The 15,323-nt window shown below is 67.0% G+C and carries 9 protein-coding genes; all 9 read right to left on the bottom strand.

Going from position 1 to position 15,323, the window contains the following annotated elements; all coding sequences use genetic code 11:
• Window positions 1–181 precede the first annotated feature (181 nt).
• The 9 genes from Rhe02_RS43765 to Rhe02_RS43725 all read right to left on the bottom strand — a co-directional run bounded on the left by Rhe02_RS43765 (window position 182) and on the right by Rhe02_RS43725 (window position 15,267).
• Window positions 182–1,114, bottom strand: a complete 933-nt coding sequence (locus Rhe02_RS43765) for a serine hydrolase domain-containing protein (protein WP_203914445.1) — start codon at window positions 1,112–1,114, stop codon at window positions 182–184.
• Complete coding sequence (locus tag Rhe02_RS43760; protein WP_239124440.1) at window positions 1,111–1,614, bottom strand: ribonuclease FAU-1 family protein; 504 nt, start codon at window positions 1,612–1,614, stop codon at window positions 1,111–1,113. Before Rhe02_RS43760 ends, Rhe02_RS43765 begins: the two co-directional genes overlap by 4 nt.
• A 19-nt stretch (window positions 1,615–1,633) precedes the next feature.
• Window positions 1,634–2,611: a TrmB family transcriptional regulator gene (locus Rhe02_RS43755; protein ID WP_203914444.1), complete on the bottom strand. Its 978-nt coding sequence runs from the start codon at window positions 2,609–2,611 to the stop codon at window positions 1,634–1,636.
• Window positions 2,612–2,746: 135 nt separating this feature from the next.
• Entirely contained in the window at window positions 2,747–6,448 is a 3,702-nt protein-coding gene (locus Rhe02_RS43750) for a S8 family peptidase (RefSeq protein WP_239124439.1), read from the bottom strand.
• Window positions 6,449–6,602: 154 nt separating this feature from the next.
• Window positions 6,603–7,610 (bottom strand): sugar phosphate isomerase/epimerase family protein, encoded by a 1,008-nt coding sequence (locus tag Rhe02_RS43745; protein WP_203914443.1) that lies wholly within the window; start codon window positions 7,608–7,610, stop codon window positions 6,603–6,605.
• Between the two features lie 80 nt (window positions 7,611–7,690).
• Window positions 7,691–9,769, bottom strand: coding sequence for a ThuA domain-containing protein (locus Rhe02_RS43740; RefSeq protein ID WP_203914442.1), 2,079 nt, complete (start codon window positions 9,767–9,769; stop codon window positions 7,691–7,693).
• A complete protein-coding gene (locus Rhe02_RS43735) occupies window positions 9,766–12,945 on the bottom strand; it encodes a carbohydrate-binding protein (RefSeq protein WP_239124438.1) in 3,180 nt (1,059 codons plus the stop codon). Before Rhe02_RS43735 ends, Rhe02_RS43740 begins: the two co-directional genes overlap by 4 nt.
• An 83-nt stretch (window positions 12,946–13,028) precedes the next feature.
• Complete coding sequence (locus tag Rhe02_RS43730) at window positions 13,029–14,219, bottom strand: Gfo/Idh/MocA family protein (RefSeq protein WP_203914441.1); 1,191 nt, start codon at window positions 14,217–14,219, stop codon at window positions 13,029–13,031.
• A 1-nt stretch (window position 14,220) separates the two neighbouring features.
• Window positions 14,221–15,267 carry a substrate-binding domain-containing protein gene (locus Rhe02_RS43725; RefSeq protein ID WP_203914440.1) on the bottom strand — a complete coding sequence of 349 codons (1,047 nt, stop codon included), beginning with the start codon at window positions 15,265–15,267 and terminating at the stop codon, window positions 14,221–14,223.
• Window positions 15,268–15,323 lie beyond the last annotated feature (56 nt).

Genomic DNA, 15,323 nt, shown 5'->3' with positions numbered 1-15,323 from the left:
AGTCGCAACTTCATGGTCAAGGCCCGTCGTCAAGATCAATGTGCGTCTATGGGTGCAGAGCAAAGGTGGCTGGCACAGCACACCCACCGGCTCCTTCCACCGCACCTACATCTCTGCGTTAGGGAGGTGATGCAGAGATGGATATACTCGCCAACACCATGCCCCCCGGCAGCGAGCCGGGTCAGCGCAGGGTCGAGCCGACGGCTCCGAGCAGGTCGGCGCACCAGGCGGCGAAGGGCGCTCGATCACCGCGCACCGGGTGCACCCGGTTGCTCAGGATGACCACGCCGTAGCCGTAATCGGGCTCCAGCCAGATCCGGTTGCCGACGAAACCCGAACAACCGAACGCTGCTTGGCCCGGACCCGGCCCGCCGAGCCCACGGGTGTTGCCCAGCCACCAGCCCAGCCCGAACCGCTCCCCCTGCGGGTTGGTTGCCTGGCATTGGGTCACCTCGGGATCGCATGCCGCGAACCAATCCCGCGCCGCACGAGTGACCAGGTCGATGGTGCCGAAGGCGCCGGCGTGCCCGGCGATTCCGCCCATCGCGTAAGCGTTTTCGTCGTGCACCTCGCCCACCACCAGCCGCCCCCGCCACGGACAGTTCTCGGTCGGCACCGCGGGATCCGGGCCGATCGGGCCGAAGCGCAGGCCGGTGCGGGCCGCCGCCAGCTGGGCCAGGCTGCGGCCGGTTACCTCCTGGACCAGCTCGCCCAGCAGGAGGAAGCCGAAGTCGCTGTAAACGGCATCGCCGCCGGGCTCCCGCTCAAGCTCCAGCGACAGCGCGCCTTCGACGATCTCCTCCCGTGACGCGGCCGTCTTGAAGAACTGCACTATCGCGGGCAGGCCCGCGTTGTGGGCCAGCAACTGGCGAACCGTGGCCGCGCCCACCGGTTTGCCCGCGGCTCTGGTCCACTGCTGCCCCAACGGTTTGTCCAGCTCCAGCCGGTCCAGCGCCTCGGGCAGCGTCACCAGGATCTTCGTCACGCTGGCCAGGTCCCACCACGCCTGGTCGGGCGCGCCCCGCACGCCGCGGAACACCACCTGCTCCCGGTCAAAGACACTCACCGCCACCGCGGGCATCGGCGCGGCTTCCATCAGTGCGGTGAGGTTCATTTGACCTGGGCCATCCAACGCAGGTACCCGGTGGTGAACGGCTCCGCCCCGGCGGTGATGGCGTCCTGCAGCCATTGCGCCGCGGCGATCGCGTTTTCCACCACGTGCGGCGGATAGGCGTAGAGCACCTGGTGTTCGGCGAACTCGTCCTCGTCGAGCAGATGCACGGAGCCGTCTTCCCGTTGGCGCGCCACGTCCAGGTCGAGGTCGACCATGGTCACCTCGTCGTCGGAGATCCATTGCGGCGGCGTGGTGATGTCGCAGTAGATTTCGACGCGCTGCGGCTCGTCGTTGAACCAAGCCGTCCACCAGCCCTCATGCGGGAAGAGCCCCACGTGGGCCTGGGGAATGGGCAGCGGCGGCCCGTCGCCCTTGCGCATAAATCCGCCCGCCTCCAGGCCGACCCAGATCCCGTGCTCATCCTCGCCGAGATACTTCATGGTCAGATGCCAGTGCAGGCCGCCATCGAACTTGCGGTACACCACCCGTATGTCGCGCATCAGCGAACCCTAGCCAATGTCAGCACCAGCCGTTGCGGGCGGCATGCCAGCCAAGCTGTAACCGCGACTCGGCCCCGGCGAGGTCCATCAGATAGCGCAGCCTGCGCTGCAGGGTGCGCAGCGAGAGGTCGAGCTGGGTGGCCGCGGCCTGATCGGTGAGCCCGGCCATCAGCAGCCCGAGCAGCTTGCGATCAAGCTCGGTCGGGCCTTCCGCGTCCGCTTCGGCGATCGCGTCGGAGTCCAATCTGGACAGTTCGAGCGGGTAGGCCCGACGCCAGGTGGTCTCGAAAAGCGCATCGAGCGCGGCCAGTAAACCGCTGCGCTGCAACAGAACCGCCCCGGGCGTGACCCCGGCCTGGATGGCCAGCGGGACCAGTCCCAGGTCTGTGTCGGCGAGCACCAGTTTCATCGGCAGCTCCTGCACCACCCGGATCTGCACCCCGTAGCGCAGCGAGTCGACGATTTCGGCCACCATTCCGGCCTCGGTCATCGCGGATCTGTCCAATATCACCCGCACCGCCACCCCCCGGTCGACGGCAGCGTGCTCGGCCGTGTTCTCCCCCGGCGGTACCGCGACGAACGGCGCCGTGACGAACATGCGCAGCTGGTCGGTTGCCGCGTGCTGCACCTGAAGGAACCGCTGGCGCAGCGCGTCGACCCCGATGATGACCTCGATCAGGTCGCCGATGGTGCGCCCGGCCATGGCCGAGCGGTGCTCCTCGGCGAAGGTCGCCAGCGCCACCTCAGCGGTGCGAAGCTCCTCGCGCCGTTCGCTGATCAGCGATCCGAGCGCGACCGCGGGCGGCGCGGCGGTATAGGTGTCCTTGGCGGTTGCCGAAATCAGGCCGCGCGCGATCAGCCCGGTCAGCGCCTGCGCCACCTGGCGTTCGGAAAGCGCGGCCATCATCGCCAGGTCGGTCGCCTCCACCGAAGATCGGCCCAGCATCAGCCGGTAGACCGCCTCCTCTTGCGCCGTAAGGCCAAGCACCGCAAGCATCCGCGACCTCCGTTCAGCTGTCTCAGCACGGTCAAAGCCAGTGCGGGCCGGCCAGGTGCGGCCGGCCCACGCTACTTGCTTGGTGCACGGCCCCGGGGGAGGGGCGGCTCGCCCGGGGCCGTGTGTCTTTGGCGGTCAGTTCAGGCTGTAAGCCCGGATGACCTCCTGCTTGATGGCCCAGCCCGCGTCGGTGGACGCGGACGCGCGCAGCGACACGAAGCCGCCTGCCTGGCCCTTGAGCTTCAGGTTGGAACCCCACTTGCCGTTGGCCTTGGTGAGGTTCACCTTCTGCCAGGTGGCACCGTCGTCATAGGACACCTCCAGGCTCACCGAGGTGACGTTGCCGATGCCGGTGGTGCCCATCGCCGCGAAGGCGTTGAGGCCGATCGGCTGGGTGCTGCCCGCCTTCACGTTGCCGCGCAGGTCGGTGGGCAGGCTGTAGTCCAGCTGCATCAATGCCAGCGGCACGAAGTTGTCCGCCTCGTTGGACTCGGAGATGAAGTCCCACTCGGTGTGGGTGCGGGTCGACAGGACGAACTCCTCGGCCGGCCGGGATGCATCCAGTACCAAGTGATAAGGCAGCCTTCCAGCAGGCACCTCTTCCCATTGGATGGCCGACGAGAAGACATCCTCCTTGATCAGGTTGTCGCCCTGGTAGAGCTTCATATTTGTCGGGTACGCGCCCCAGAGCAGGTTGCCACCATGCTCAAGACCGTCGTTGCCCGACGAGCTCCACGCCTGCACATTGATGGTCATGAAGTCGCGGTAGCGACCGTTCTGCACCGCGAAGGCACGGGTGAACGCGGGCCGGATCGCCGGGGCGAACCAGTTGAGCGTCGTAGTGGTCCCCTTGGCGAACGTGTTGCGGTAGGAGTTGTCGGTCCACTCGCTGCCGGGAATCCCGTGACCCTCGTGCCAGACCAGGTCAGGCGTGACCCACTCCACCCGGGTGCCCGGGTAGAACTCCCGCTCGAAGAAGCCCATCGACGGCGTGAAGGTCATGTCGTAGCGGTATCCGCCGCCCTCCTGATCCTTGGTGCCGTAGTAGCTGGCGTTGATCCGGGCCAGGTCGCTCTGCTTCGGCTTGTAGACCAGCGCCCGGTCGGGCACGTTGAGCGGGTAGTTGCGGACCAGGTCGTAGACGAAGCTGGTGTAGGGAACCTGCTTGGCCCGCAACGGGATGATGCCCGTCTTGGCCAGGGCGATGAGCAGGGCGCCGGCGTCGCGGTGCACGGTGGCGACCGGAATCGGCGACTCGCCGACCCACTCGTTGAGCACACCCACCCCATCGTTGACCACGATCAGCAGCTTCGCGCCCGCGGCAACCGCCGCAGCGGCACGGTCGGCCGGTGACACGGCATCGCTGCGCGTGACCACCACCGCCTTGCCCTTGGCGTTCACCTTGGCGTAGTCGGAGGCAGCGCCGTTGCCCGCGTAGACGCTCTTGAGCGTCTCCGTGCCCGCTTTCATGGTGCTGCCGGGCTGAATGGTGGCGGGGAACGGCAGCAGCCCGAATGCGCTCAGGCTCAGCATCTCCTCGCCCATGCGCCAGCGGGTGATGACATCCAGGCGGCCCGTCTTCATCTTCTCGGTGGGCAGCACGTAGATGTTGTCGTAGGCGATCGGCGTGAGCAGGCCGTCGCGGAAACCGTTGCCATCGTTGAAGGTGACCTGGAAGTCGACCTTGCTCTGGCGCACCTCGGAACGTTGCGGCGCAGCGGTTTCCAGCAAACGCGCCTTACGCGCGTCGAGAACCACTTCGGTCGCCTTGTCCAGGACGGTCTCCGGATCCACCATGGTGGCTATGCCGAGCTGGTCCGGCCGCTCGCCCTTGACATCGATGTAGGACTCGGTGACGTAGGTGCCCGGCGGCAGGCGCAGGGTCTGCTCACCTTGCACGTTGAGGATGTAAGGCCAGAAGTCGTCGGACTTCTGCAGCAGCACGAACGCGTTGGCGGGCTTGCCATCGCGGTCGATGAGCTTGATCTTCATGTTGTAGCGCTCCTCCTCCTTGATGATGCCCAGGGAGGTGCGGGTCGCCACATTGCCCGTCGCCGAGTCGGTCGCGACCAGGTAGCCGGTGAGGCGGCCGTAGCTGGCCGTGGTCGGATCGCCGGTGACCAGAACGCTTCCGGTGCCACCCGCGGGCACGGTCACCGAGGTCGAGCCCAGGGTGAACGGGCCGGTGCCGGTGACGGAGAGGTTGAGGGTGACCGCGGCCGCGCCGTTGTTGCTGAAGACCAGCGGCTTGGTGACCGGGCCGTCGCTCGGCTCGTGCGGCCAGTCGAAGTTGCCGAAGAACAGCGAACCATTGGTCTGCACCGGGTTGCGGACGGCATTCGCGACGTCGAGGCGGCCGGTGCCGACCTCGTAGGGCGAGTACCACTCGGCCAGCTCCTTCGAGCTGCTGGTCAACTGGTTCTTGAGCTGCAGCGCGGTCCAGGTGGGGTGCTGCTGCTTCAGGATCGCCGCCGCGCCCGAGACGTGCGGGGTCGCCATCGAGGTGCCGCTGATCGTCTTGTACGGGCCGTCGTAGCTGGCGGACGCCGACGACCAGGCCGCGGTGATGTCCACGCCGGGGGCGCTGAGGTCCGGCTTCATCGCGCCGGAGGTGATCAGCGGGCCGGTGCTGGAGAAGTAGGCCAGGTTGTCCTGCTTGTCGGTGGCGCCGACGGTCAGCGCCGACGCGGCGGCACCCGGCGCGGAGATGGTCTCCGGCCCGGCGTTGCCGGCCGCGATGACGAACAGCGAACCGTATTGCGCGGTAAGCGTGTCCACCGCCATCGACATCGGGTCGCTGCCGTCCGAGGGGTATACGTCGCCCAGGCTCATGCTGATGACGGAGGCGCCCGACTCGGCCGCCCACTGCATTCCAGCCAGCACCCAGGAGTCGGCGCCGTAGCCGTCGACGCCGCCGAGAACCTTGCCCACGATCAGGTCGGCGCCGGGGGCGACGCCCTTGTTCGCGCCGCCCGAGGCGGCACCGGTACCCACAATCGTTGACGCCACATGGGTTCCGTGGCCGTGGATGTCGGTGGTGTCCTCGCCCGGCACGAAGCTGACCTTGTCGTCGATCTGGTTCACCAGGTCCGGGTGGGTGGCGTCGACGCCGGTGTCGAGCACGGCGACCTTCACGCCGGTGCCGGTCAGGCCCTGGGCCCACGCCTGCGGCGCGCCGATCAGCGGCACGCTCTCAGCGAGGCTGGCCTTGACCCGGCCGTCGAGCCAGATCTTCTTCACGCCGCTGCCCAGCGTCGTCGGGGCGGCCGGGGCCGGCGCGACGCTCTTCCAGAACTCGCGCGCCTGCTTCTTCTCGGTCCGCAGCGAGGCTCCGCCGATGGCGGCCAGATCGCGGATGAGCCGGCTTCCCTTTGGCGCGGAAGGCTTCGCCGCGCGCGCCTTGGTGGGCTCGAAGGAGGCGATCAGCGGCACCTCGGCGGCCTTCGCGTCGTCGTAACCCATCTCGATCAGATCGGTCACGTTGAACAGGCGACGGTCCAGCTTGTCGGCGGTCAACAGGGGCAGCACCTCATCGGGCAGCACGACCATGTCGCCGCGGACGGTCAGGATGCGCACCCCACCGGTGGCGCTGGGCGGCCGCTTGACTTCAGCGATCTGGCTGCCGTCGCCGAGGGTGGTGACCGTGACGCGGTCACCGGTGATGAGCGTGACGGTGTGGGTGGTGGTGGCCTTCGCCGGAGTACGGGGCGGACTCGCTGTGGCCAAGTTCGTTGGCAGTGCGGCCGCGGCGCCCAGCGACAGCGTTATGGCTGTCGCGCCGGCGACCAGCTTCCACCGCATTCGGTGCAGGCGTGTGGGCAGTGAGGGGGTTGGCATGTAAACGGTTTACTCTTTCGATTAACCCGGGTGAATAGTCCTGAGCTGGCGGACTACTGCCATGGCATAAACCCGCCACGCACGGGGTAATCGCCTGGTGACGCAACGGTGGCCCCCACCCTCGGCGTGGGCGGGGGCCACCGTTGCGAAGCGGTTACGAGTTGCTCGAGAAAGCCGCGTCGAAGGCGGCTGCGGGGGCGTCGAAAGCGAGCTTGCGGACGAACTGCAGCGCTTCGGGGGCGCCGATGAGGCGGTCCATTCCGGCGTCCTCCCACTCGATGGAGATCGGTCCGGTGTACCCGATCGAGTTGAGCGCGCGGAAGCAGTCCTCCCAGGGGACGTCGCCGTGTCCGGTGGAGACGAAGTCCCAGCCGCGGCGCAGGTCGGCCCAGCCGAGGTGACTGGAGACGATGCCGCGGCGGCCGTCGCCCATGCGGACCTTGGTGTCCTTACAGTCCACATGGTAGATACGGTCAGCGAAGTCGAGGATGAAGTTCACCGGGTCGACGCCCTGCCACACCATGTGCGACGGATCCCAGTTGAGCCCGAACGCGGGCCGGTGGCCGATCGCCTCCAGAGTGCGCTTGGTCGTGTAGTAGTCGTAAGCGATCTCGCTCGGGTGCACCTCGTGCGCAAAGCGCACGCCGACCTCGTCGTAGACGTCGAGGATCGGGTTCCACCGGTCGGCGAAGTCCTGGTACCCGGCGTCGATCATCGACTGCGGGACAGGCGGGAACATCGCCAGCGTGTGCCAGATCGACGAGCCGGTGAAGCCGATGACCACGTCGACGCCGAGCTTGCGCGCGGCACGGGCGGTGTCGGCCATCTCGGCGGCGGCCCGCCGGCGCACCCCCTCCGGGGATCCGTCGCCCCAGATGCGCGCGGGCAGGATGCCCTGGTGCCGCTCGTCGATCGGATGGTCACACACCGCCTGACCCACCAGGTGGTTGGAGATGGCCCACACCTTTAGGCCGTATTTGGCCAGCGTAGCGTGCTTTGACTCCACATAGGACGGATCCGACACCGCGGCGGACACGTCGAAATGATCACCCCAACAGGCGATCTCCAAACCGTCATAGCCCCAGTCAGACGCCAGACGGCAGACCTCCTCGAACGGAAGGTCGGCCCATTGACCGGTGAAAAGGGTGATGGGTCGTGGCATTGCTTTCCCCTTATCTTCTCTCTTAGGCGGGAGAGCCGCCGCACGCGGTCGGCGTACGCGCGTAGCGGCTCTCCCACGTCTTAAGGTGTTGTCCAGCGCTGGTTGGCGCCCCCGTTGCAAGTAAAAATCTGCGCCTGAGTGCCATCGGTGGAACTACCACCGGCGATATCCAGACACTTGCCCGAGTTCGAGTTCACCAGTGAGCTGTTGGCCCCGGCCGTCCAGTTTTGGGCGCCGGTGCCGTTACAGGTCCAGAGCTGGACCTTGGTGCCGTCGGCCGTGCCCGAGCCGGAAACGTCCAGGCACTTGCCCAACGCCCGCCAGGTCTGGCCGTTGCGGGTCCATTGCTGGGCCGCGCTGGCGTTACAGGTCCACAGCTGAACCTTGGTCCCGTCCGCCGTGCCCGCGTTGTTGACGTCCAGACACTTGTTGGCCAAGCCCACAATCGGGCCGGTGCCGGTGGGCGGTGTGCCCTTGACAAGGGTGAAGTCGTCGACGTCGAACAGGCCGGTGCCGGTACCCGTATAGGTGAGGTAGAGGTTTTGATTTCCTGACGGCACACCGGTCAAGCCGGTCTGCACGTTGGCGAAAGTGGTCCAGGAGCCGGTGTTGGGCACCGCCACCGAACCGAGAATGGTGCCCGTCGGCGAGCCGGTCCGGACCTGGATCGTGCCACCGGGTCCGCCGGAGACCACGCGGGCCCGGAAGGTGGTGACGCCGGTCAGGTTCACACCGTTGTAGGCAGACCAGTCACCCGGATCGATGAATCCGAGGGTCTGGCCGTTGTTCGCGCCCGCCTTGGTGAACGCCTGCGCGCCCTGCACCGAGCTGAACGACTCGGCCTGGATGGTCTGGTCGGCGGGCGGCGCACCCAGTTCCTTGATCCGGATGTTGCGGAACGACACGTCGTCGCCCGCGCCGTGGTTCTGGATGCCGATGTGCCCGGCCAGCGAGCGCACCGGGTTGGTGTTGGTGAAGTCGTTGATGAGCGAGCCGTTGAGGTAGACCCGCAACCGCTCCCCCTCCACCAGGATCTCGAAGCTGTTCCATTCCCCGACCGGGTTCAGCGCGGCATCGCGCGCCGCGAGGTTGGCCGATTGGAACGTGTAGACCGAGCCGGTGGTGCGATCGGCCGCATCTGTCGCGTCGATCTGCACCTCGTAGCCGTTGTCCACGGCCGACCACGGATCGGTGCTCGGCGGGAAGCCGATGAAGATGCCGGAGTTGTCGTCGCCGGGCAGCCGCCAGTCCAGCTTCAGCGAGTAGGACGTGAACTGTTTAGCGCTATACCAGAACAGACCCATTCCGCCGGTACTGGTCAGGGTCGCGTCCGAGTTGGTGAACGACCCCGGTCCAGCCTGCGACCATCCGGTCGTGGAACCGTTGTATAACGTGGTGTATCCGGTCTCCGGACGGCAGTCGGCCTTCGTTCTTCCTGCGGCGTAACGGATTCCGCCCAGCAGGTGAGCCCGGAAATTCGGCTCGCTGTAAGAGGCCTGGGTGTGCCCGCCGCCGGTGTAGAAGGAGCGCGCCCCTTCGAACGTTTTACACCACGAGTGCGGGTGGTCCGCGCCCATCCCGCCGCCGGTGTAGGACGACTCGTCGAGGTTGGCCAGCACGCGGGCGGTCGACCGGACGTTGGTCTGGTAGTTGTACCACTCGTCGGTGCGGGTCCAGGTTTGCGGCAGCACTGATGTCGCGGCGGTGGCTCTATTCTCCACCCGGACGTTGGCCTGCTGGATGGCCGGATGCGAGGCGAACCAGGCGCCCATCAGGTTGCCGTAGAAGGGCCAGCTGTACTCGGTGTCGGCGGCGGCGTGCACCCCGACGTAACCGGCCCCGGATCGCATCTTGGCCTCGAAGGCGGCCTGCTGGGTGTCGTTGAGGACGTCGCCGGTGGTGTTGAGGAAGACGATCACCTCGTACTGGGCGAGGTTGGCGGTGGTGAAGGCGTTCGCGTCCTCGGTGGCGGTGACCGTGAAACTGTTGGCAGCGCCCAGGTCGCGAATGGCCTGGATGCCCACGGCGATCGAGTCGTGCCGGAATCCGGCCGTCTTGCTGAAGACCAGAACGTCGTAGGGTGCATCGGCTGCGACCGCCGGGCAGGCGGGTAGCAGCAGCAGCGAAGCCGCGAGGGCAGCGGCTAGAGAGCGTTTCATGGCAGGCTCCAAGCTTGGTTGGCTGCGCCATTGCAGGTCCAGAGATGAATCTGGGTGCCGTCGGCGGAGTTGGCTCCAGAGACGTCGAGACACTTGCCTGAGTTCGGGTTGACCAATGAGCTGTTGGCCCCGGGCACCCAGTTCTGGGCGGCGGTGCCGTTACAGGTCCAGAGCTGCACCAGGGTTCCGTCGGCCGTGCCGCCGCCGGAGATGTCAAGGCACTTGCCCAGAGCGCGCCAGGTCTGGCCGTTGCGGGTCCAGGCCTGGGAGGCGGTGCCGTTGCAGGTGTAGAGCTGGATCTTCGTTCCGTCGGCGGTAGCGCCGTTGCTCACGTCGACGCACTTGCTCGCCAGCCCCACGATCGGGCCGGTGCCGGCGGTGCTCAGCGTGAAACTGTCCACATCGAACAGTGCCGCCGTGCCGGTGCCCACGTAGACCAGATGCAGCGCACCGGAAGCGTTGCCGGTCAACGTGGTGCTGACGTTAGTGAAGGTTTCCCAGCCGCCGGTGATGGGCACGGCCACCGACCCGAGCAGGGTGCCGGTCGCCGACCCGGAGCGGATCTGGATGGTGCCGCCGGTGCCGTTGGAGGAAACCCGGGCGCTGAACCTGGTGGCGCCATTGGTGTTTATCGCGCTGTACCCGGTCCAGTCGCCGTTGTGGATGTTGCCAACCGTGAATCCGCCCGACGCGGCCGCCTTGGCCACGTTGCTGATCCCCAGCTGGCTCGTCCAGCTCTCCGCCTCGGTCGTGGTATTGAAGGTGAACGCGTCCAGGTCGAACAGCGCGCCCGCGCCACCGGCGAAGGTCAGATAGAGCGTCGTCGTGCCCGCGGGCGGGCTCGCCAGGGTGCCGTTGACCGTGGTGAAGGTCTCCCAGCCCCCGGTCACCGGGACGGCAGCCGACCCGAGCACGGTGCCTGTGGCCGACCCGGCCCGCACCTGAAGGGTGCCGCCGACGCCGCCCGAGGAAACCCTTGCCGTGAAAGCGGTCGCGCCGCCAAGCGAGTAGGGCGAGAAGGAAATCCAGTCCCCGTTGTGGATATCACCGACGGTGAACCCGCCCTCGGCCGGGGCCTTGGCGAACTTGTTCACGCCGGCCGAGCCGCTGTAATGCTCAGCCTGCCGGTGCCGGGGTTGGGTGATGTGCTGGGTGTGGGTGGTCAGCCCACCGTTGTCGGTGTACTCGGCATCCCATACCCCAAAGACGTTGGCGGCATCGTCGTGTTCGCCGTCCACGGGGATGGCGATGGTGCCGGAGCATCCGTTCTTCGAGGTGACCGGGTGGCCGTGGCTGTCGTGGCCCAGGATGTAGGTCATCTTCACCCGGGCGCAGTCGATGCTGGTGTCCTCGGGGTCGGTAACCGTGACCTGGTAAGGAATCGTGTCGCCGTAGGCGAAGAGCTTGCCGTTGGTCGGCGCGTTGATGGTGACCGTCGGCGCGGTGTTGCCCACGGTGATGATGACGCTTGACGTTCCGGTGGCCCCGGCTGGGTCGCGCACGGTCAGCGTGGCGGTGTAGGTCCCGTTGGTGGTGTACGTCTTCGACGGGTTCGCGGCGGTGGAGGTGGTGCCGTCGCCGAACGCCCACGAGTAGGTCAGCGCCTGGCCCTCCGGGTCCGACGAGCCCGCCGACGAGAAGGCGATGGCCAGTGGCGCTTGGCCGGAAGTCTTGTTCGCGCTTGCCCGTGCGGTGGGTGCGCGGTTGGATCCGGCGACGTACTCGATGCGGTACAGGGCCGAGTTGGCGTCGCCGTTGAAGTAGCCGGTGCCGTAGTCGAGGATGTAGAGCGCGCCGTTAGGCCCGAACGCGAGGTCAATGACCTGCTTGCCGGTCCACGGGAAGTCCTGGATGACGCCGGGGGTTCCGTCGGCGTTCACCGCGATGTCCTTGACCCACCCGCGCCCGAACTCGGCCGCGAAGAAGTGGCCGTCAAAGGCTTGCGGGAACTTGACTGTGGACGGATTCGACGCGCTGTACCGGTACACCGGCCCGCCCATCGGCGACTCGGAGCCGGTGCCGAACTCCGGCGGGGTCCCGGCGTCTCCGCCGTAGCGGATCCAGGCCGGGCGGGCGCCGGGCAATGTCGACAATCCGGTGTTGCGGAACGAGTTGTTCGTCGGCCCGCCGGTGCAGTTGAACTTCGGCCCGGTCGAGTTGGTCGCGAAGTTCCACTCGTTGTAGGTCTCGGTCGAGGTGTTGGTGCCCGTGCAGTAGGGCCAGCCGTAGTTGCCCGGTGAGGTGATCCGGTTGAACTCGACCTGCCCGCTGGGGCCGCGGCTGGCGTTGGTGCTGCCCGCATCCGGGCCGTAGTCGCCGAGCCACACGTGCCCGGTCGCCTTGTCCACCGTCATCCGGAACGGGTTGCGGAAACCCATCGCGTAAATCTCGGGCCGGGTCCCGGCCGTGCCGGGGGCGAACATGTTGCCCGACGGGATGCTGTAGCTGCCGTCCGCGTTCACCTTGATGCGCAACACTTTGCCGCGCAAATCATTGGTGTTGGCCGCCGAGCGCTGGGCATCGTAGGCCGGGTTGCGGTCGGTGCGCTCGTCGATCGGCGCGTAGCCGGCCGAGTCGAACGGGTTGCTGTCATCGCCGGTGGACAGGTAGAGGTTGCCCGCCGCGTCGAAGTCGATGTCGCCGCCCACGTGACAGCAGATCCCCCGGTCGGCGGCCACGTCGAGGACGGTGCGCTGGCTGGCCATGTTGACCGTCCAGTCGGCGTTGAGGGTGAAGCGGGACAGCCTGTTCACGCCCTGCCAGGCCGTCCAGCTGGTCCCGGTGGCGGGGGCGTCGCCGGCGGGCGTGGACAGCGGCGGGGCGTAGTAGAGATAGATGAAGCGGTTGCTGGCGAATCCCGGGTCCACGCCAACGCCCTGCAGGCCTTCCTCGTCGTGGGTGTAGACGGGGATGGTGCCGATGACCGTGGTGGTGCCCGCGTTGTCGGTGCGGCGCAGCTGCCCGCCGCGGGCGGTGTGCAGGACAGAGTTGTCCGGCAACACCGCCAGCGAGATGGGCTCGCCCATTTCGGCGACGCCCCGGGCCATCTCCACCTGCTGATAGTCAGCCGGGTTGATGACGGCCTGGGCCGGGTTTGCGGTCAATGCCACTGCCGAGCCGGTGGTGACGGCAAGAAGCAGCATCGTGGTGCCAAACGCTTTGTAGCGTCTTGACATGTGGGGGTTCCCTTCTCCTGACCTGGGCTGGTCAGACAAGGGCGCGCGCCGCCGCGCCTTCTTTGGACGGTTCTTCGGTGGTGCTAGCTGCTCACCTCGGCGTAGATCGGTTCTACCTCGGTCCAGCTGGAGCCGTTTCCTGCGGAGCGTTCCACGGCGTCGAGCACCAGCTGCACCCCGAGCGCGTCCACAAAGGACGGTGCGGGATCGGCGCCGGTGGCGATGCCGAGGACGAAGTCACGCATCTCATGCGTGAAGGAGTGCTCGTAGCCGATGATGTGGCCGGGCGGCCACCAGGCCTCCATGTACGGGTGGGCGGCCTCGGTCACGAGAATGCGGTTGAAGCCCTGCTCCGGCGCGATCTGGGTGGCGTCGTAGTACTCAAGCTCGTTGAGCCGCTCCAGATCGAACACCAGCGAGCCGAGCGAGCCGTTGATCTCCACCCGAAGCGCGTTCTTACGGCCCATGGCGAAGCGGGTCGCCTCGTACGTGGCGATCGCACCACCGTCGAGGCGGGCCAGGAACACCGCGGCGTCGTCCACGGTCACCGGGCCGGTTACCGTGCCGTTGCCCGAAGCGGCCAGACCGCTTGAGGCCGTTGGCAATGGGCGCTCTTTGATGAAGGTCTCGGTCAGCGCGCTCACGCCGGTGATCTGCTGCCCGGTCACATATTGGGTCAGGTCCACGATGTGCGCGCCGATGTCACCTAGCGCGCCCGATCCGGCCTTCTCCTTCTGCAGCCGCCATACCAGCGGGAACTCCGGATCGGTGATCCAGTCCTGCAGGTACACGGCGCGCACGTGGCGAATCGCGCCGAGCCTGCCCGCCGCCACCAGCTGACGCATCAGCGTGACAGCGGGGACGCGGCGATAGTTGAACCCGCACATGGCAAGCGCTCCGCCCGCGCGGGCGGTGGCCGCTGCCGCGACCATCGCCCGCGCCTCGGCCACGGAATTGGCCAGCGGCTTCTCACACAGCACATGCTTGCCTGCTTCGAGAGCCGCTATGGCGATCTCGGCATGACTGTCTCCGGGTGTGCAGACGTCGATGACATCGATGTCGTCCCGAGCGATCAAGTCGCGCCAATTCGTACAGTGCGCCTCCCAGCCGAGCCGAGCCGCTGCTGCCGCAACCTTTAGCTCGTCGCGGCCGCAGATGGCAGCCATCTTTACCTGCATCGGCAGGTCGAAAACACGATTCACGGTGCGCCAGGCTTGCGAGTGCGCAGCGCCCATGAACGCGTATCCGACCATGCCTACCCGAAGATCAGTCATTTCAGAACCCGAGCCTCAAATAGGTGCTTGCGTTTTCCTTGGTGATGGTCTCGGAGGCGAGGATGATCTCCTTCGGGACCTGGAGCTCGACCAGATCGGCCATGCCCTTGCTCTGGCCGATGAGCCGGGCAAGGGAGATGGCCGAGGAGGCCATCGACGGGCTGTAGGTGACGGTCGCCTTCAGCGGCGAGTCGTCCTTGGCGATCGCCTCGATGGCGGCCTTCGAACCAGCGCCACCGACCAGGAGGAATTCCTTGCGGTTCGACGAGTTCATCGCGGCCAGCACACCGATGCCCTGGTCGTCGTCGTGGTTCCACACGGCGTCAATCTTGTTGAGCGCCTGGAACAGGCCGGTCGCCTCGGCCTGGCCGCTGTCGGCCGTGAAGCGCGCCGCGCGACGGTTCGACACGGTGAAGCCGTAGGTGGCCAGCGCTGCCTTGAAGCCCTGGCTGCGCTCCTGGGTGAGCTCCAGCTCGTCCATGCCGGCGATCTCACCGATGACCGGGCTGGCGATGTTCTTGGCCTTCAAGGCTTTGCCGATGTAGTGACCGGCCGCGACACCCATGCCGTAGTTGTCGCCCTTGATCTGGCAACGGTAGGCGAGCGCGTCGGGGAAGGCACGGTCGAGGTTGACCACCGGGATACCGGCCGCCATCGCCTTGAGCCCGAAAGCGTTGAGCTCCTTGCCATCGTGCGGCAGAAGCACGATGACGTCGGGCTTCTCAGCGATAAGCGTCTCGAGCACGGCGCGCTGGGCGGCAGCGTCCTTGCCCGCTTCGACCTGCTTGAAGGTCACGTCTTTGTACGTGGCCGCTTGAGCCTTGGCGTTGTTGGTGATAGCCGCGATCCAGCCGTGGTCGGCTGCGGGGGCCGAGAAGCCGATCGTGACCTGCTTGCCGGCGGCCGCGTTGGGGTTGTTGGTGTCGGCGCCTTTGGTTTGCGTGTTGTTCGGCGTCTCGTTGCTGGTGCACGCGCTCGCGACGGCGAGGGTGCCCAGCGCGGCGGCACCGAACAGTGCACTGCGCCGAGACAAGTTTGGAGTTGACATTACTCCTCCTGAAAAAGGGTGCGTTTCATCAGGTCACCGGGTGGGAGGACGGTGAC

The organism is Rhizocola hellebori (assembly GCF_016862955.1).
Lineage (GTDB): Bacteria > Actinomycetota > Actinomycetes > Mycobacteriales > Micromonosporaceae > Rhizocola > Rhizocola hellebori.
The sequence above is the reverse complement of the archived record's forward strand: the minus strand, read 5'-3'. Positions and strand labels throughout refer to the sequence as shown.

Excerpts from the sequence above, each read along its gene's own strand:
- Rhe02_RS43725 (WP_203914440.1), bottom strand. The coding sequence starts at position 15,267 with ATGTCAACTCCAAACTTGTCTCGGCGCAGTGCACTGTTCGGTGCCGCC.
- Rhe02_RS43730 (WP_203914441.1), bottom strand. The coding sequence starts at position 14,219 with ATGACTGATCTTCGGGTAGGCATGGTCGGATACGCGTTCATGGGCGCT.
- Rhe02_RS43750 (WP_239124439.1), bottom strand. The coding sequence starts at position 6,448 with ATGCCAACCCCCTCACTGCCCACACGCCTGCACCGAATGCGGTGGAAG.
- Rhe02_RS43740 (WP_203914442.1), bottom strand. The coding sequence starts at position 9,769 with ATGAAACGCTCTCTAGCCGCTGCCCTCGCGGCTTCGCTGCTGCTGCTA.
- Rhe02_RS43765 (WP_203914445.1), bottom strand. The coding sequence starts at position 1,114 with ATGAACCTCACCGCACTGATGGAAGCCGCGCCGATGCCCGCGGTGGCG.
- Rhe02_RS43745 (WP_203914443.1), bottom strand. The coding sequence starts at position 7,610 with ATGCCACGACCCATCACCCTTTTCACCGGTCAATGGGCCGACCTTCCG.
- Rhe02_RS43735 (WP_239124438.1), bottom strand. The coding sequence starts at position 12,945 with ATGTCAAGACGCTACAAAGCGTTTGGCACCACGATGCTGCTTCTTGCC.
- Rhe02_RS43755 (WP_203914444.1), bottom strand. The coding sequence starts at position 2,611 with ATGCTTGCGGTGCTTGGCCTTACGGCGCAAGAGGAGGCGGTCTACCGG.
- Rhe02_RS43760 (WP_239124440.1), bottom strand. The coding sequence starts at position 1,614 with ATGCGCGACATACGGGTGGTGTACCGCAAGTTCGATGGCGGCCTGCAC.